This is a genomic window from Embleya sp. NPDC025285 (genome assembly GCF_055558835.1).
Window position 1 is genome coordinate 1 of the sequence record NZ_JBVHLU010000018.1, and the last position, 17,382, is coordinate 17,382.

Annotated in this window: 14 protein-coding genes; 8 read left to right on the forward strand and 6 right to left on the reverse strand. The window is 72.2% G+C overall.

Annotation, left to right across the window (positions count from 1 at the left end; all coding sequences use genetic code 11):
• The first annotated feature begins 1,361 nt into the window (after window positions 1-1,361).
• The gene (locus tag ACZ4FV_RS14390) at window positions 1,362-2,471 is read left to right on the forward strand and encodes a histidine kinase (RefSeq protein WP_465322714.1); all 1,110 of its coding nucleotides are present in this window, start codon (window positions 1,362-1,364) and stop codon (window positions 2,469-2,471) included.
• Window positions 2,468-3,193, forward strand: coding sequence for a response regulator (locus ACZ4FV_RS14395; protein WP_465322715.1), 726 nt, complete (start codon window positions 2,468-2,470; stop codon window positions 3,191-3,193). Before ACZ4FV_RS14390 ends, ACZ4FV_RS14395 begins: the two co-directional genes overlap by 4 nt.
• 104 nt (window positions 3,194-3,297) lie before the next feature.
• On the opposite strand, the gene ACZ4FV_RS14400 is transcribed toward ACZ4FV_RS14395, so the two are convergent.
• Genes ACZ4FV_RS14400 through ACZ4FV_RS14420 form a run of 5 tightly spaced genes read right to left on the reverse strand, consistent with a single transcriptional unit; the run spans window position 3,298 to window position 8,886 of the window.
• Window positions 3,298-4,593: a DUF58 domain-containing protein gene (locus tag ACZ4FV_RS14400; protein ID WP_402234085.1), complete on the reverse strand. Its 1,296-nt coding sequence runs from the start codon at window positions 4,591-4,593 to the stop codon at window positions 3,298-3,300.
• A 6-nt stretch (window positions 4,594-4,599) separates the two neighbouring features.
• On the reverse strand, window positions 4,600-5,568 hold the full coding sequence (locus ACZ4FV_RS14405) for an AAA family ATPase (RefSeq protein WP_395863446.1): 969 nt from the start codon (window positions 5,566-5,568) through the stop codon (window positions 4,600-4,602).
• A complete protein-coding gene (locus tag ACZ4FV_RS14410; RefSeq protein ID WP_395863444.1) occupies window positions 5,565-6,707 on the reverse strand; it encodes a DUF4350 domain-containing protein in 1,143 nt (380 codons plus the stop codon). The genes ACZ4FV_RS14405 and ACZ4FV_RS14410 overlap by 4 nt, the downstream gene beginning before the upstream one ends.
• Entirely contained in the window at window positions 6,704-7,369 is a 666-nt protein-coding gene (locus ACZ4FV_RS14415) for a DUF4129 domain-containing protein (RefSeq protein WP_395863442.1), read from the reverse strand. The genes ACZ4FV_RS14410 and ACZ4FV_RS14415 overlap by 4 nt, the downstream gene beginning before the upstream one ends.
• On the reverse strand, window positions 7,366-8,886 hold the full coding sequence (locus tag ACZ4FV_RS14420; RefSeq protein WP_465322716.1) for a hypothetical protein: 1,521 nt from the start codon (window positions 8,884-8,886) through the stop codon (window positions 7,366-7,368). The genes ACZ4FV_RS14415 and ACZ4FV_RS14420 overlap by 4 nt, the downstream gene beginning before the upstream one ends.
• A 381-nt stretch (window positions 8,887-9,267) precedes the next feature.
• Here ACZ4FV_RS14420 and mtrA point away from each other — a divergent pair, with 381 nt between their 5' ends.
• From mtrA to ACZ4FV_RS14450, 6 genes are all read left to right on the forward strand, one after another.
• A complete protein-coding gene (gene mtrA / locus ACZ4FV_RS14425) occupies window positions 9,268-9,945 on the forward strand; it encodes an MtrAB system response regulator MtrA (RefSeq protein WP_026219725.1) in 678 nt (225 codons plus the stop codon).
• 16 nt (window positions 9,946-9,961) lie between these two features.
• On the forward strand, window positions 9,962-11,734 hold the full coding sequence (mtrB, locus tag ACZ4FV_RS14430) for an MtrAB system histidine kinase MtrB (RefSeq protein WP_395863438.1): 1,773 nt from the start codon (window positions 9,962-9,964) through the stop codon (window positions 11,732-11,734).
• The gene (locus tag ACZ4FV_RS14435) at window positions 11,731-13,506 is read left to right on the forward strand and encodes an LpqB family beta-propeller domain-containing protein (RefSeq protein WP_395863436.1); all 1,776 of its coding nucleotides are present in this window, start codon (window positions 11,731-11,733) and stop codon (window positions 13,504-13,506) included. Before mtrB ends, ACZ4FV_RS14435 begins: the two co-directional genes overlap by 4 nt.
• 681 nt (window positions 13,507-14,187) lie before the next feature.
• Window positions 14,188-14,553: a phosphoribosyltransferase family protein gene (locus ACZ4FV_RS14440; protein ID WP_402234312.1), complete on the forward strand. Its 366-nt coding sequence runs from the start codon at window positions 14,188-14,190 to the stop codon at window positions 14,551-14,553.
• The gene (hpf, locus tag ACZ4FV_RS14445; RefSeq protein WP_395863432.1) at window positions 14,441-15,121 is read left to right on the forward strand and encodes a ribosome hibernation-promoting factor, HPF/YfiA family; all 681 of its coding nucleotides are present in this window, start codon (window positions 14,441-14,443) and stop codon (window positions 15,119-15,121) included. Before ACZ4FV_RS14440 ends, hpf begins: the two co-directional genes overlap by 113 nt.
• Window positions 15,122-15,340: 219 nt before the next feature.
• The gene (locus ACZ4FV_RS14450; RefSeq protein WP_052174179.1) at window positions 15,341-16,051 is read left to right on the forward strand and encodes a response regulator; all 711 of its coding nucleotides are present in this window, start codon (window positions 15,341-15,343) and stop codon (window positions 16,049-16,051) included.
• Window positions 16,052-16,152: 101 nt separating this feature from the next.
• Here ACZ4FV_RS14450 and ACZ4FV_RS14455 read toward each other — a convergent pair whose 3' ends face one another.
• Window positions 16,153-17,361, reverse strand: coding sequence for a winged helix-turn-helix domain-containing protein (locus ACZ4FV_RS14455; RefSeq protein ID WP_395863430.1), 1,209 nt, complete (start codon window positions 17,359-17,361; stop codon window positions 16,153-16,155).
• Between the last annotated feature and the right edge of the window lie 21 nt (window positions 17,362-17,382).

Genomic DNA, 17,382 nt, shown 5'->3' on the forward strand with positions numbered 1-17,382 from the left:
CCACCCCCCAGGTCATGCGTTCGACAGGGGGTAGAAGTCATGCCGGACCCGGAGGCCAGGAGCCCCGTTTCAGGGCCACGGAAAAGGTAACGGGGGTCGGGTTGCGTATGCCGAAGTGACGTTTCCGGGTGGGTGGGGTTTTCGGGCGGGGGCGGTGCCGTGAGGTACTTCGGCGGGCGTTTCCGAAGGGGCCGGGCCCGGGTGGCGCACCTTCGGTGCGTTTGGGAGGTCACCACCCGGATCCCGGGACGACTCCAGACGCGAGCCATCGCTGCTGACCTGGGGTTTTGCATCGTGGGCAGGGCGAAAGCGGGTGTCGAGGGCGGGTTCGCGTCTCGCGGAGGCAAAGACCCGCACCCGAGGCCGCACACTTACGCACCCACTACACGCCGAAGCGCCCTGGCCCACCGCACACGGCACCCCGAAGAACCCGACGGCACCGCCCCCGCCCGAAAACGGGACCCCTGGGCACCCGGGCGGCGAGAAAGCCTCCTACGGAAAGCCGGAGCCCCACCTCCCCGAGACGCAAACCCGCCCACGACACCCGCTCTCGCCCTCCCACGACGCAAAACCCCAGGTCAGTAGGGGCCCTTGCGCCCGAGGCCGTCTCGGGATCCGGGTGGTGACCTCCCAAACGCACCGAAGGTGCGCCACCCGGGCCCGGCCTCCTTCGGAAACGCCCGCCGAAGTACCTCACGGCACCGCCCCCGCCCGAAAACCCACCCACCCGGAAACGTCACTTCGGCATACGCAACCCGACCCCCTCCCCCCGCCACCGCCCCTGGATGCTTTTTCTCCCGACCAACACCCACATCTCGCCGGAAGGACCGGGCCTCCATCGGGCCATCGGACGATCGGCAGATGTGATCGGAGTGGGGTCTCTGCTTTTTGGTAGAGGCGCGTGGAAAGTGGGCGCGTCTACGCTCTCTGGTGATCATGGCGATGGATGGGGGAGACACGCCGATGGGCACTGCTGCCGATGGAGGGTTCCGAGTCGAGGTCGGCGCTGAAGTCCGCACCGGAGGCCATGTCGCCGTCAGTGGGATTCGGGGTGGGATATGACGCTCGGGAACAGGACCGGGACCAGGACCAGGACCAGGATCGACAGGCTCGGGATGTCCGGCGGTCGTGCTTTGGCGGTTGTCTGTGTGGTTGCCGTCGTTGGTGTCGGGCTCGGGATTGGTTTTGGGCAGAGTTCCTTTGCGGTGGTGCCGACCGTGGCCGGCGGTGCGGTGGCGCTGTGGGCCGTGTTGTGTCGGCCGCGGCCGGGGGCGTGGCTTTCGTATGTGTGTGTCGGGCTGGGTGGGCTCTGTTTGATCTCCCTCCTGGGGCAGGTGTGGTCCTCGTCGACGGAGTCGGGCATGTGGGGGCTCGCCCGGGTGGCCGTACTGCTGGTTCTGGTCGGGGTGTGTGCGCGTTGGGAGCCGCGGCGATCCGCAGGGGGAGCGATCGGGGCGATGGGGGCGGCGGTCGCGCTGTGGTCGCTGCCGTTGGCGGAATGGCGGGGTGGCCCCCTGGAGGCGTTCGGCGCGGCGGTGTTCTGGGGGCTTCCGGTGGTCGGGGCGGTGGTCTTGGGCGGGTATCCGCGACTGGTCGAGCGGCGGCGGGTGGCCGCGGTCGCGTCGGCTCGCCGTGAGCAGCAGCTCGACATCGCCCGGGACTTGCACGACTACGTCGCGCACGACGTCAGTGGCATCGTCGCGCAGGCCCAGGCGGCCCGCTTCGTCGGTGCGTCGGACCCCGCTCAGGCGCTGGTCGCCCTCGAGCGGATCGAGCGGGCCGGGTTGGCGGCGTTGGCGTCGATGGACCGGATGGTCACCACCCTGCATGTCGGCGATTCGGATCGGGCGGCATCTCGGGCGGCCTTGCCCGGTATCGATCGGTTGCCGGAGTTGATCGCCGACTTCACCACCTCGGTCGGTACTCGTGCGGCCCTGACCATCGCTCCCGAACTCATGACCGTCGCCGGCGCCGTTACCACCGCCGACCCGACCTCGGACATCCCGGTGACCGCTGTGTCCCGTGAGACGTCGGCCGCCGTCCACCGGGTGGTGGTCGAGGCACTGACCAATGTCCGCCGACACGCGCCGAACGCGGTCGGCGTGGACGTCGCGGTCACCGCGACGTCCCGATTCGGCCGTCCGGCCGTGGCGGTACTCGTAGTGGACGACAACGACAACGACACCACGGGCGCCAAGGGCGCCAAGGGCGCCACGGGCGCCGCCGGCGCCGTCACCGACGACCTCGCGCGCCGTCGCACGGGAGGCGGCGGGCGCGGGCTCGCCGGGCTGCGTGAGCGGGTGCGCGAGGCGGGTGGCGAGTTCCATGCCGGACCGCTCGAACACGGCTGGCGCGTCCACGCGATCCTGCCCGCCGACCGCGCCGACCGCGCTCCACACTCTGTCGACCCGCCCCAACCCGGGCCCACGGCCGGAACCGCTCGCTCGACCCAGGAAACGAGGAACCCGTGACCACGCGCATCCTGATCGCCGACGACCAGGACGACATTCGCAGCGGGTTTCGGCTCGTGCTGGATTCGCAGCCGGACATGACCGTGGTCGGTGAGGCGGCCGACGGTGTCGCGGCCGTCGAGGCGGCGGCACGGTTGCGTCCGGACGTCGTGCTGGCGGATATTCGCATGCCTCGGCTCGACGGGCTCGAACTCACCCGGCGGCTCGCCGGCCCGGACGTGGCCACGCCCACGCGGGTGATCGTGGTGACCACCTTCGAACTCGACGAGTACGTGCACACCGCGCTGCGCAACGGGGCCTGTGGGTTCCTGCTCAAGCGGTCCGGGCCCACGCTGTTGATCGAGGCGGTCCGGGCGGCGATGGCGGGTGACACGTTGATCAGCCCGCAAGTCACCGTCCGCCTGCTTGATCGGCTGTCGGCGAACCCGCACCCGCACCCGCACCCGAACCCGAACTCGACGTCCGCTGCGGCCTCGACCTCGGCCGCGAGTCCCACCCCGGCCGGGCACCCGGTCCCCGATCCGCTCACCATCCGGGAGCACGAGATCGTTCGGCTGATCGCCCGGGGGCACACCAACGCCGAGATCGGCGCCGAGTTGTACATCACCGCCGGCACCGCCAAGACGCACATCGCGAACATCCAGGCGAAGTTGCGGGTGCGTAATCGGGTCGGGATCGCGGCGTGGGCGTGGGCGAACGGGCATGTCACGCCGGGTGGTTGAACATCCCTACTCGCTCCGTCCGGCGTCCCGCAGGGCAGGGCGGTCCGCGTCCGCCGGCGGAATCGGCTGGAACTGGAAGCGGGCCGGGGGACTCGTTCTTCGAGCTACAGCCGTCCGGCCAGCTTCAAGGCCAGGTACATGTCCGTGAGCGCCGAGGCCAGTTCACCGGGTGGAGCGTCCACGACGGTGATCCGTTTGCGGCGCAACTCGGCTGCGGTGGAGCGGCGTTCGGCCAGTTCGCGCTCGGCGGCGGCCGCTTCGTAGACCGCCGTGGCGTCGCCTCGCCGGCCGGCCATGGCGGTGATCGCCGGGTCGGCGACCGCCGCCACGATCACCTCGTGACGCGCGGCCAGGCCGGGCAGCACCGGAAGGATTCCCTCCTGGACCGCCTCTCGTTCCAGGCCGGTGAGCAGCACGATCAGTGAGCGGCGCGGGGAGCGGCGGAGGACCTCGGCGACCAGACCTCGGGCGTCCGGTTCGATCAACTCCGGTTCCAGGGTGGCCATTGCCTGGACGAAGGCGGGGAGTATCCCGTTCCGGGGTGCCCGGCGGACCTCGGCGCGAACGCGGCGGTCGTAGGCGAGCAGGTCGACCCGGTCGCCCGCGTGATTGGCGACCGCCGTCAGCAGCAGGCTCGCGTCCATCGCGGCGTCCAGGCGCGGGATGTCGCCGATCCGGCCGGCCGAACTGCGGCCGGTGTCCAGCACGATCAGGATGTGCCGGTCGCGTTCGGGGCGCCAGGTGCGTACCACGACGCCCTGGTTGCGGGCGGAGGCGCGCCAGTCGATCGACTTGGCGTCGTCGCCGGGGACGTACTCGCGCAGTGTGTCGAACTCGGTGCCCGCGCCGCGGGTGAGCAGGGCCGAGCGACCGTCGAGTTCGCGCAGGCGTTCCAGCTTGGAGGGCAGCAGCCGGCGGCTGGGGAAGCCGGGCAACACGCGCAGTCGCCACGGCACCTGGTGTGAGCCCTGGCGGGCGGCCAGGCCCAGCGGGCCGATCGAGCGGACGGTGACCCGGTAGGCGTTGCGGTCGCCGCGGCGGGTGGGGGTCATCGTGGTGGTGAGCCGGCGGCGTTCGCCGGCGGGGATGTCCAGGTCGTGCCGCTGTGTGGCGGTGCCGGTGCTCGGCGGCCACGCGTCGCGCAGTCGGCCGCGCAGGGGGCGGGTGCCGGGGTTGGTGACGGTCAGCGTGACCTCGGCGCGTTCGCCGAGGCGGACCGCGGTGTCGCCGCCTCGTTCGAAGGCCAGGCCGCGGACGCCGGCGGCGAGCAGCAGGTCGGTGAGGATGCCGAGCAGCAGCGCGCCCTCGACCACCGCCAGACCGACCAGGGACGGCAGGAGCAGGCCGACCACCAGGATGCCCAGTGTTGCGGCCAGGACGGCACGACCGGTCAGGGCCATCGGCGGTTAACGCGGGACCGGCGTGTGGGCCAGGACGGCGTCGATCGCCACGTCGGGCGTGACGCCTTCCATCTCGGCCTCGGAACGCAGTCGGACGCGGTGTCGCAGGGCCGGGCGGGCCAGTGCCTTGACGTCGTCGGGGGTGACGTAGTCGCGGCCGGCCAGCCAGGCCCACGCGCGGGCCGCGGCGAGCAGCGCGGTGGCGCCGCGTGGGGAGACGCCCATGGCCAGGGACGGGGAGGTCCGGGTGGCCCGGCACAGGTCCACGACGTAGGCCAGGATGTTCGGGTCGACGCGCAGCGCGCTCACCGCCCGGCGACCGGCGGCCAGGTCCGCGGCGCCCGCGACCGGGCGTACGCCGGCCGCTTCCAGGTCGCGTGGGTCGAAGCCCTCGGCGTGCCGGCGCAGCACCACGATCTCGTCGTCGCGTTCGGGCAGCGGCAGCGTGAGCTTGAGCAGGAAGCGGTCCAACTGGGCTTCGGGCAGCGGGTAGGTGCCCTCGTACTCGATCGGGTTCTGCGTTGCCGCGACCATGAACGGGTCGGGCAGCGGTCGGGTGGTGCCGTCGACCGAGACCTGGCGCTCCTCCATGGCTTCCAGCAGCGCGGCCTGGGTCTTGGGCGGCGTGCGGTTGATCTCGTCGGCGAGCAGCAGGTTGGTGAACACCGGGCCCTCGCGGAAGGAGAACGCGCCGGTGCGCGCGTCGTAGACCATCGATCCGGTGACGTCGCCCGGCATCAGGTCCGGGGTGAACTGCACGCGGGTGGTGGTCAGCTCCAGGCTGCGGGCGAGGGCGCGCACCATCAGGGTCTTGGCGACGCCGGGGACGCCTTCCAGGAGCACGTGGCCACGGCACAGGAGGGCGATCACCAGTCCGGTGACGGCGGCGTCCTGGCCGACCACGGCCTTGCCGATCTCGCCGCGCAGGGCTTCGAGGGCGTCGCGCGCCTCGCGGGTCTGCTCGGGTGCGCTCACGTCGTGCGTACCTGCCTTATCAGCGCGTCGAGTTCGTCGGACAGGGTGACGAGGGCCTCGTCGCTCTCCGGGTTCGCACCGTACAACAGGGCGTGCAGGTGCGCGGACGTGTGGTCGGTGCGGGCGGTGATCGAGGCGATCAGGGCGGCTTCGCCGGCGTTGCCGCCCAGGGCGCGCGCGAGCTGTTCGCGGGCGGCGGCGCGCAGCAGTTCGGCGGCGGTGTCGCGGGCTCGGCCGCGCTGGTACAGCCGGGCGCGGCCCTCCACGGTCTCGGCGGCGCGCACCACGACCGGGAGTGGTTCGGCCACCACGGGGCCGAGTCGGCGGGCCCGCCACAGGGCCAGCAGGACGGCGGCGACGGCCAGTTGGGCGGCGCCCCAGCGCCAGCCGGAGGGGAGCAGGTCCCACAGCGAGTCTTCGGCGGGCGGGAGTTCGCCGGAGCCGGGCAGGTACCAGACCAGGCGCGGGTGGGCGCCGAGCAGGTTGAGCGCGAGGGCGGCGTTGCCGCGGTCGTCGAGCCGGTCGTTGACCAGCGGGCTGCCGGAGCCGAGCACGACCGTGTCGTGGCCGGTGCCGATCGGGGCGAGCACGAGCGTCGGTCGGCCCGCGTCCGGGTAGCAGCCGGTGGCGCCGGGGAGCAGCGAGGTGTCGTAGCGGCCGCCGCCGATGTCCGCGTCGCCCGCGCGCTCGGCGGCGGGCAGTGCGCAGCCCGGTTGCAGGGTGTGGCGGCCGGCGTCGCGGGCGGTGTGCACGCCGGGCGCCAGGATCGCGAGCGCGTCCTCGCCGGGGCGGACCAGGACGGTGCGGGCCGGCGCGGCGGCGGCGAGGGTGCGCAGGCTCTCTTCGGTGAGCAGGTTGGGGAAGGGCAGCAGGAGGGTGGTGTCCGGGCCGACCGAGCGGGCCGCCTCGTCGGCGGAGCGGACCGTGCTCACCTGGACGCCTTCGGCCCCGAGCAGCCGGGCCAGGGCCTTGCTGCCCTGGCCGCCGGTGGAGCGGGGGTCCAGGCGGCCCTCGTGTCGGTCGCCCTGGAGCAGTACGAGCGCGGAGACCACGATCAGGACCAGGGCGACCAGGGTCAGGGGGAGGCGCATGCGCCGCCACAGCTGTTCGGTGGTGGGGCTGAGCGCGGTGTCGCTCATCGGGGCACCCGCTCGTCGGTGTGCGGGCGGGCGGCGGCGCAGCGGGCGTCGAGTTCGCGCAGGGTGCGGTCCAGCTCCCGGTCGGCGGTACGGCCGCCGTAGTGCACGTCGTCGAAGGTCGCCGCGGCGGTGCGCAGGTCCGCCGCGGCGTCGGGCAGCGCTCGGCCCGCCTCGGCGGCCGCCTCGTCGGCGGTGCGGCCGGCGCGTACGTCGAGCACGGCGCGTTCCTCCAGGGCGCGCACGATGGCGCGGAAGCGTTCGCGGACCGCCTCGTCCCAGCGGCCCTCGGCGGCGTGCCCGTCGGCGGCGGCGCGGTGTCGGGCGGCCGACATCGGCCCCTGGTCGCCGTAGAGCGGCAGGCCCGCGCGGCGGCGAGCCGCGCGCAGCGGGCCCAGGCGGATCCGCAGCAGCACGATCGCGGCGATCAGCACGAGCAGGATCACCACCAGGCCGATGCCGCCGCCGGGGCTGTTGGCGCCGGCCCGGGAGAGCAGGTCGCCCAGGTGGTCGAAGAACCAGTCCAGGGCGCGGCTGAGCAGGCTGGGGTCGTCGCGGTGGTATTCGCTGCGGGAGAGTTCGTCCCGGGCGGCATCCCGCGCGTCGTCGCGCGGGATGTCCACCGGTTCCCAGTCCCGGGCCGGGATCGGCATGTGGCGGGTCACGCCGGCGTGGGTCCCGAGGTCGTGTCGCTGCCGGGCTCGTCGAGGACGCCGGCCGCGCGGGCGAGGTCGAGGTCCAGTGCCTCGCGGCGGATGCGCTGGTCGATGTAGAGCAGCGCGGTGGCGCCGGCGGCGAAGGGGAACAGCAGTGCGGAGGAGATCACCGCGCCGACGCCGGTGATCAGCAGGTCGAGGAAGGAGGGTTCGGGGATGTCGGAGGCGTCCGAGGCGGTGATCGCCGAGAAGCCGTCGGAGGCGAGCAGGAACGGTGTCTGGATGATGCCGCCGACGATCGCCATGATCAGCGCGATCAGCAGCATGATCCCGCACACGCGCCACCACGAGCCGGTGACCAGCTTGCGTGAGCGTTCCAGGGACTTGCGGACCGACTGCTTCTCCAGCATCAGCGTGGGGCCGGCCAGGGCGAGGCAGACGTAGAGGTAGATCGCCGCGACGATGCCGCCGATCATGCCGGGGAGCAGCAGCAGGGCGCCGAGGCCGTCGGCGCCGACGGCCAGCAGGACCAGGCCGGGCAGCAGGGCCACCAGCAGGGCGCCGACCGGGATGAGCCAACTGGCGAAGGTGACCCCGAGCAGCCGCGGGAACAGCGGGCGGACCGCCGCCCAGGCCTGGCCGGCGGACATGGTCTTGGCGATCACGGCGCGGCTGACCACGACGGTGAGCATGGCGGTGGCGGCGATCTGGCCGAGGGTGGAGACCACGATCGGCACGAGCACCAGTGCGGCGGTGTCGCGCAGGTAGTGCCGGATCTCCTCGCCGGTGGGGTCGTCGCCGAGGTCGCTGGGCGAGAACTCGCGGTTGAGCAGCCACGTGATGGGGACTTCGAGGCACTGGGTGAGCAGGGCGACCACGACGGCGATGCCGATCATGACCTTCCAGTGCGAGCGCATGGCGGCGAAGGCGCCGTCGAGGATCTCGCCGACGCTCAGCGGGCGCAGCGGGATCACGCCGGGCTTGGCGGCCTGGACGTAGGGGCCGTTCCAGCCGGGAGGCGCGCCCCACAGGGGCTGCTGGTTGCCGCCCCAGCGCGGGTCCGGGCCGGGTCCCTGCGGGCCGGGGCCCTGCTGCGGGGGTCCCCAGCCGTTGCCCGGGCCCTGTTGGGGCGGGCCCCAGCCGGCGGCGGGGGGCTGGACGGGTGCCCAGCCGGGTGCCGGGGCCTGCGGGCCGGGCTGCGGGGGCCGGTCCTCGGCGGGCGGCTTGTCCAAGGATGTCGGCGCGTTCGCGGCGGCGGGCGTGTCCGAGGACGCGGGTTTGTCCAGGGACGTGGGTCGGTCCGCGGGCACGGGCTCGCCGGTGGTTTCCTCGGCGGCCTCCTCGGCGGTCTCGTCCGGGGACGAGCCTGCGGCCGGGGGCGTGGCGGGAGGCGTGACCGGGGGTGTGGCCGGGGTTTGCGAGGCAGGCGCGGGTGCGGTCTGGTCGGGTGACGTGGCGTCGTCCGACGGGCGTTCTCCGTCCGGCCCCGGGGCGTCCGGGGTGGGCGGGCCGGGCGAGTCCGTCATGCGTTTGCGCTCCTCGTCCTGATCGGGTGGTGACTCATCGTGGCATGCCGGCGCGGGGCTCGGATGAACGGGCGGTCACGGGATGCGGTTCCCCGTACGGGCGCACCGATCGCGTGGACAACGTGGAGGGCTCCGCACGCGTTCCGGGGCCGGCCGGCGCGACGTCGGCGGGTGGTCGCGGCGGTCGTACTCGTGGCTGAAATGTCCGTTGCGTGAGTCGGCGGGCCGGCGTACGTCTCGGTACTCGACCGGTATTCGCGGTGATTCCACCTTCTCGATCATGTCGATTGCCCCGAAAAAGGGGGATTTGCCGTGCGTGGACGCGGCCGGAATCGGTCGGATGAGTGCAGGTCACAATCCGGTAATGCGACGATGATGCACATGAAGGGACGCGTCCTCATCGTTGACGACGACACCGCACTGTCCGAGATGCTCGGCATCGTGCTGCGTGGCGAAGGGTTCGAGCCGTCGTTCGTGGCGGACGGCGACAAGGCACTCCAGGCTTTCCGGGACGTCAAACCGGACCTGGTGCTGCTGGACCTGATGCTGCCCGGCCGCGACGGCATCGACGTCTGCCGCCAGATCCGTGCCGAGTCCGGCGTGCCGATCGTGATGCTCACCGCCAAGAGCGACACGGTCGACGTCGTGGTCGGGCTGGAATCCGGAGCCGACGACTATGTGATCAAACCGTTCAAGCCCAAGGAGCTTGTCGCTCGTGTGCGGGCCCGCCTGCGCAGAGCCGAAGAACCCACACCGGAACAGTTGGTGATCGGCGATCTGGTGATCGACGTGGCCGGCCACGCCGTGAAGCGGGACGGGCAGAACATCGCGCTCACCCCGCTGGAGTTCGACCTCCTTGTCGCACTCGCCCGCAAGCCCTGGCAGGTGTTCACCCGCGAGGTGCTTCTCGAACAGGTCTGGGGTTACCGACACGCGGCCGACACCCGCTTGGTGAACGTGCACGTCCAGCGGCTGCGCTCGAAGATCGAGCGCGATCCCGAGCGCCCGGAGACGGTGGTCACCGTGCGCGGGGTCGGCTACAAGGCGGGACCGGCCTGACCTTGAGTTCGTACCGGTGAGCACCGCACAGCGGCCGCCCTCCCCGTCGGCCTGGTCCCTCGCCCTGCGTCGTGTGCGCGGTGGCGTGGGCCGGGTCATCGCGCTGTGGAACAGATCGATCCAGTTTCGCGTGGTGGCCACCACGCTGGTCCTGTCCGTAGCCGTGATGGTGCTGCTCGGGGTGGTGGTGGTCGGCCAGGTCCGCAACGGCCTGCTCGACGCGAAGGTGGCCTCCGCCCGGTCCCAGGCCCAGGGCGGGTTCGAGGATGCCCGCGCCCAGGCCGACGAGATCGCCACCAGTCCGGGCCGGCATGTCCAGGTGCCCACCGGCACCCCGGCATCCGGCAACCGGGTGAACACCGGCGACTGGCTCAACGCGCTGGTCAAGCAGCTCTCCAGCGGCGGTCAGGGGGTCTACGACGTGGCCGCCACCAGCCAGGACACCGCGGACGATTCCCCCGGGTCCGGCCGCAGCCCGCGCGCGTCCGGCGACGTGGTCCCGGACGCGAGCGTGCCCGCCGAGTTGCGCCGCGAGGTCGGCCTCAAGCGCGGGGTGGCGCTGTTGCAGTACACCCAGATCGTCCGCGAGGGGCAGCGCGGCGACGGTCCGGCGAAGAGAACCCGCGAGGCCGGTCTGGTGGTCGGAGCCCAGTTGGAGGACCCGGACGGGGGGTCCTATCAGCTCTACTACTTCTTCTCGTTCGGACCGGAGGAGAAGACCCTGGGGCTGGTGCGCAGCACGCTGGCCACCGCCGGGGTGTTCCTGGTGCTGCTCCTGGTGGCGATCGCCGCGCTGGTGACCCGGCAGGTGGTGACGCCGGTGCGGATGGCGGCGCGGATCGCCGAGCGGCTGGCCGCCGGGCGCCTGGAGGAGCGCATGCGCGTGGTCGGCGCGGACGACCTGGCCCGGCTGGGGTCCTCCTTCAACAAGATGGCCTCCAACCTGCAGAACCAGATCAGACAGTTGGAGGAGCTCTCCCGGGTCCAGCGCCGGTTCGTCTCGGACGTCTCACACGAATTGCGTACGCCGCTGACCACCGTGCGGATGGCCGCCGACGTGCTGCACGAGGCGCGCGAGGACTTCGACCCGGCCACCCGGCGATCGGCCGAGCTGTTGCAGAACCAGTTGGACCGGTTCGAGGCGCTGCTGTCGGACCTGCTGGAGATCAGCCGGTTCGACGCGGGCGCGGCCGTGCTCGACGCCGAGCCGGTGGACCTGCGCGATTTGGTGCGCCGGGTGGTCGAGGGCGCCGAACCGTTGGCCGAGCGCCGCGGCAGCCGCCTGGTGGTGCGCGTGCCGGACAAGCCGTGTGTGGCCGAGGTGGACCCGCGTCGGATCGACCGGGTGCTGCGCAACCTGGTGGTCAACGCGGTCGAGCACGGCGAGGGCCACGACGTGGTGGTCAGCGTCGCCGGCGGCGAGGACTCGGTCGCGGTGGCCGTGCGCGACTACGGCGTGGGCCTCAAGCCCGGCGAGTCCTCACTGGTGTTCGCGCGGTTCTGGCGGGCGGACCCGGCCCGGGCGCGGACCACCGGTGGTACCGGCCTGGGCCTGTCGATCGCGTTGGAGGACGCGAACCTGCACGGCGGCTGGCTCCAGGCGTGGGGCGAGCCCGGCGGCGGCTCGCAGTTCCGGCTGAGCCTGCCCAAGACCGCGGGCGGCGAACTGGTGCGTTCGCCGCTGCCGCTGGAGCCCGAGGACTCGCGGGCCAATCGGGGCCTGGGCCCGGCCGGCTCGCCGTATCGGCGCACCGTGCGCGCGGCCGGCTCCCCGGGAGGCAGTCGATGAGGCGGATCACCCCGTTCCTGGCCCTGCTGTGTGTGCTGTGCACGCTCAGCGCGTGCGCGTCGATGCCGCACAGCGGCAGCGTGCGCGAGGCCGGCAAGGGCGGCACCAAGGACCAGGGCCCCGAGCAGCAGGTGCGGGTGTTCGCCGTGCCGCCCAAGCCCGGCGAGCAGCCGCACGGCATGGTCGCCGGCTTCCTGGAGGCGGTCACCAGCGACGAGCCGGACTACACGACGGCGCGGACCTATCTGACCCCGGAGGCGCGGGCCAAGTGGGTGCCCGCGCGCGAGATCGTGGTGCTCGAGTCGATCGCCCGGATCGAACTCGTGCCCGGCGCCGACGAGCGGACCTACCAGGCCGAGGTGTCCGGCACCCGGGTGGGCACGGTCGACAGCCGCAACGCCTACCAACCCGAGCAGCAGCCGAACGCGCAGTACCGGGCCACCCTGCAACTGCGCCTGGGCACCGACAACCAGTGGCGGATCGCCGACCTGCCGGACGGGTTGATCCTGTCCCGGGCCGAGTTCCACCGGATCTACCGGTCGGTGAACACCTACTGGTTCGCCACCGCGATGCCGATGGGCAAGGACATGCTGGTGCCCGACCCCGTCTACCTGCGCAGCCGGGTCGGCCTGACCTCCGCGCTGGTGCGCCAACTCGTGGAAGGCCCCACCGACTGGCTGCGGCCGGTCGTGGACACCGCGTTCCCGCCGGGCACCGCGCCGGCCGACCGGGTGGTCTCGATCGAGGACAACCGGATCGCCCGGGTCCAGCTCAACCGCGAGGCCAGACTCGCCCAGACCAAGGGCTGCGAGCGGATGGCCGCGCAACTGCTGTACACGCTGCGCCAGGTCTCCGGGGTGGACTCCGTCTCGATCACCGGCGGCGGCGCCCCGATGTGCTCGCTCTCCGACGACGACGCGGCGCAGTACGACCCCGGCCGGGCCGCCAAGACGTCCTCGCCCACCGGCTACTTCATCGCCAAGGGCAACGTGGTCAACGTGGTGCCCGGCCCGAACGGCAATCCGCCGGTGTTGCCGGGACCCTTCGGCGACGGCACCTACAAGGTCGACCAGATCGCCGTCTCGCGCGACCCCTTCCGCCGCCGGATCGCGGGCATCGACACCAACGGCCGCAAGTTGTGGGTCGGTGACGTGGACGGCCACGGCGAGGTCCAGGAGTGGCTGAGCACGGGTCCGGCGTCGCTGCTCAGCCCGACCTGGGACGGCCGGGGTGTGCTGTGGGTGCTGGACCGGACCAGGAACGCCGAGCGGGTGCTCGCGCTGTACGAGGACGAACGCAAGCAGATCACCCGGGTCGAGGTCGACGTGCAGGGCATCGCCGCGTCCCGGATCACCGGCCTGCGGCTTTCCCCGGACGGCACGCGCGCCGCGCTGATCGTGGACAACGGCAAGGTCCTGATCGGCCGGGTCGAGCGGCGGGTGAGCAACGGCACGGTGGCCATGACCATCGCCGCGCCGCGCTCGGTGATCCCCTCGCTGGTCGAGGTCAAGGCGATCTCCTGGAACGGCGCCGACCGGCTCGTGGTGCTGGGCAAGGAGGGCCAGGGCGCGCTCCAGCCGCAGATCGTGGACATCGACGGCGGCATCTCGGTCTCGGTCGCCTCGGTCAACGGCATGCTGCGCATCGCGGCTCCGGACGGTGCGGACCAACCCCTGCTGGCGGACTCCGGCGAGGAGAACATCTACCAGTTGTCCCAGGGCAACAACTGGACCAAGGTGCACAGCGGGCTGTACCCGGTCTATCCCGGCTAGGGCGTGCCCGCCGTCCCGGCGGGCCGCGTGGCGTACCGGTCGGCTGTGGGCGGGTCCGGTCGGGCCCGGGCGGGTTCGATCGTTCGCCACGGCGCGCCATGACCGGATCGGGTGGTCGCGCCCGCGACGGGTCCGTTTCCGGGCCGGACGTGCGAGCTTGGGGACATGGAACGGCGTCGGGTGTTCGCGACATGGGCCGACCTGGTGCTGCCCGTGCGCTGCGCGGGCTGCGCCGAGCCGGGTGCGCTGCTGTGCGCCGAGTGCCACGGGGTCTTCGCCCCGGAGCCCGCGCCCGCGCGGCCGACCCCCGCACCCGAGGGCCTGCCGCCGGTGCACGCGATCACCGGGTACGAGGGACCGGTGCGCTCGGTGCTCGCCGCGTACAAGGAACACGGCGCGCACAGCCTGGCCCGTCCGCTCGGCGACGCGCTCGCCCGGGCCGCGGCGGCCGGGCTGAGCGACCCGGTGGGGCCCTGTCTGCTGGTCCCGGTGCCCTCGACCCGGGCTGCGGTGCGCCGCCGGGGTCGGGACGCCATCGGCGAGCTGGCCCTGCGCGCGGCCGGCCGGCTGCGCGCGGGCGGGACCCGCACACGTGTGCTGCCGGCACTGCGACATACCCGTCGAGTACGGGACCAAGCCGGTCTTTCCGCACGTGAACGGGGGATGAACGTCCACCGATCAATGATCGTTTCGGACAGGTTGGCGCCCTTGTTTACGGGCATTAGTGTGGTGATCGTCGTCGATGATGTTTGCACCACCGGCGCAACTCTCGCGGAGGCGACCCGTGCGGTCCGAGCCGTGGGAGGGCGAGTCGAGGCGGCGGCCGTGCTGGCCGCGACCGCCCGGCGGCGCCGGCCGGAGCAGGGCCATCGGCGACCTGGTCGGTCGGTTGGGTGCCCACCCCTCCGGCATGGCGCAATGGATGGAGTTCTGCGTGGACATTGTCGTCAAGGGCCGCAAGACCGAGGTACCCGAGCGTTTTCGCAAGCACTGCGTCGAGAAGCTGGAGAAGATCCGGAAGCTCGACGACAAGGTGATCAGCGTTGACGTCGAGGTATCCAAGGAGCGGAACCCGCGGCTGGCGGAGCGTTCGGACCGGGTGGAGATCACGCTGAATACGCGTGGTCCCGTCATCCGGGGCGAAGCCGCCGCGTCCGACCCATACGCCGCACTCGACATGGCGTGCGCGAGGCTTGAAGCGCAGTTGCGCAAGGCCGCCGACCGGCGGCGCGTGCACCATGGTCACCGCTCCCCCGTATCGGTGGGCGCGGCCACTGCGGAGATCAATCACGCCGATCGGCTCAACGGGGCCGTGGTGGCGTCCGCGGAAGACATCGAGGCTGTGAAGAACGGCGAATTGAGGCCCCAGCCGCACATGGCGGGCCCGATCGAGGTAGACGGCGAAGGCCCCCTCGTGGTTCGCGAGAAGGTACACGCCGGGCGCCCGATGGCGCTCGACCAGGCGCTGTACGAGATGGAGTTGGTAGGCCACGACTTCTATCTGTTCATCGATTCGAGCACCAGGTGGCCGAGCGTGGTGTACCGCCGGCACGGCTACGACTACGGTGTGATCCACCTCAAGCCCGAGGACCGCGAGGACGGCGGACCGCAGTAGCAGCGGTCGGGCCGTTCGGGCGCGCCCTCGGTCGGTGATCCGGCGCCGAAACCCTTAGGGGTTTCGGCGTCGGTTGCGTCCTCGACCCTGGCGTTCCCTGGCGAAAGTTCCGCTTCGCAAGTACGTTCCGCACATAACACCCATCAGGGCCTGGCGTCGTGGCGATCACGTGGGATCATGTCCTGGACACGGATCGTGCCGACCCAGGGGGGAAACACGGTGGGTGAACAGTCTGTTCCGACCCGCGTGGACCACGGCTCAGCGGGCGAACCGATTCGCGTGCTGGTGGTCGACGACCACGATCTGTTTCGCCGGGGTCTGGACATCGTGCTCGCGCCCGAACCGGACATCACGGTGGTGGGCGAGGCCGGGGACGGCGCCGAGGCGCTGGAGGCCGCGCAGGATCTGCTGCCCGACATCATCCTGATGGACGTCCGGATGCCCAGACGCGGCGGTATCGAGGCGTGCACGGCGATCAAGGAAGTCGCGCCCAGCACGCAGATCATCATGCTGACGATGAGCGAGGAAGAGGCCGACCTCTACGACGCGATCAAGGCCGGCGCGACCGGCTACCTGCTGAAGGAGATCTCGCACGGCGAGGTGGCCTCGGCGATCCGCGCGGTGGCCGACGGGCAGTCGCAGATCAGCCCGTCGATGGCGGTCAAGCTGCTGACCGAGTTCAAGTCGATGAGCAGGCGCGACGACGAACGACGCCTGGTGCCCGCGCCGCGGCTGACCGATCGTGAGATCGAGGTGCTGCGGCTGGTGGCCACCGGCCGCAACAACCGCGATATCGCCAAGCAGTTGTTCATCAGTGAGAACACGGTCAAGAACCACGTGCGCAACATCCTGGAGAAGCTCCAGTTGCACTCGCGGATGGAGGCCGTGGTCTACGCGATGCGGGAGAAGATTCTGGAGATCGGCGACTGAGGCTCGGGCGCACTCGGGCCATGCGGCTTCCGTGTTGGCCTCAAACGCCGGCCGGGCTGTGGGTGGCTCGGCCGGCGGATGGGATCGGCGTGGTCTTCGGGTCAGGTTGTGAGTAGGGCGTTCAGGGGGGCGCGGGTGGTTTCGTGGGTGAGGTGTTCGATGCGTATGTTTTCGCAGCCCACCCAGGTTGCGGCCTCGCGTAGGGCGTCGGCCATGGCCGTCAGGGCGCGCTCGGTGACTTTGGGGCCGGCTTCGAAGGACAGGCGTCGGGCCACCAGGGTGCGGCCCTCGCGGGCCGGGTCCACCCGGCCGATCAACCGCCCGCCGGCGAGCAGCGGCATCACGAAGTAGCCGTGGACGCGCTTGGCGGCCGGCACGTACGCCTCCAGGCGGTGCTCGAAGCCGCCGAACACCCGGGCCGTGCGCGGCCGGTCCCACACCAGCGCGTCGAACGGGGACAGCAGCGTGGTGCGATGGCGGCCGCGCGGTGCGGCGGCGAGCGCGGCCGGGTCGGCCCAGGTGCCCTCCTTGGCAGCCCGCTCGCCCCAGCCCGCGACGGTGACCGGGACCAGGCCGCTGTCCGGCAGCGCGGCGTCGACCTGGGCCCGGGTCAACCGGTACTGGTCCATCAGGTCGGCCCGGGTGGCCACGCCCAGTTGGCGGCCGGCCAGGGCGACCAGGCGGCGGACGCATTCGGCGTCGTCGGGCTCCTCGGCGAGCAGGGCCGCAGGGATCACCCGCTCCGGGAGGTCGTACACCCGCTTCCAGCCCTCGCGGCGCACGCAGACCACGTCGCCGAAGGCGAGCGCGCGCTCGGCGGCGACCTTCGTCTCGCTCCAGTCCCACCACTCGCCCCGGTTCTTGGCGCCGCCCAGGCCGGTCGCGGTGAGCGGACCCTCGGCGCGCAGTCGGTTCAGCACGTTCGCGTACGCCTCCGGGGTGACCTGGTGGCCCCACAGGTGACCGCGTTCGCGGTGGTGCCGGCGGCGGAAGGCGAAGTCCGGCCAGGTGGACATCGGCAGCACGCAGGCCGCGTGCGACCAGTACTCGAACGCGGTGTCGCCGCGCCAGTAGGCGGCCTCGACGGCCGGGCGGCCGACCGGGCCCAGGCGGGCGTACGGCACCAGTTCGTGCGAGCGGGCCAGCGTGGAGATGGTGTCGAGTTGGACCGCGCCGAGCGAGCGCAGCACGCCGGGTACGCCCGCGCGGCGGTCGGGGGCGCCCAGGAGGCCCTGCGCGGCCAGCACGATTCGGCGGGCCTCGTCGGCGGTCAGCTCGGTGCCCGGCAAGAAGGTCGGCTGTGTGGTCATGACCGCCACCTTAGAACGTGT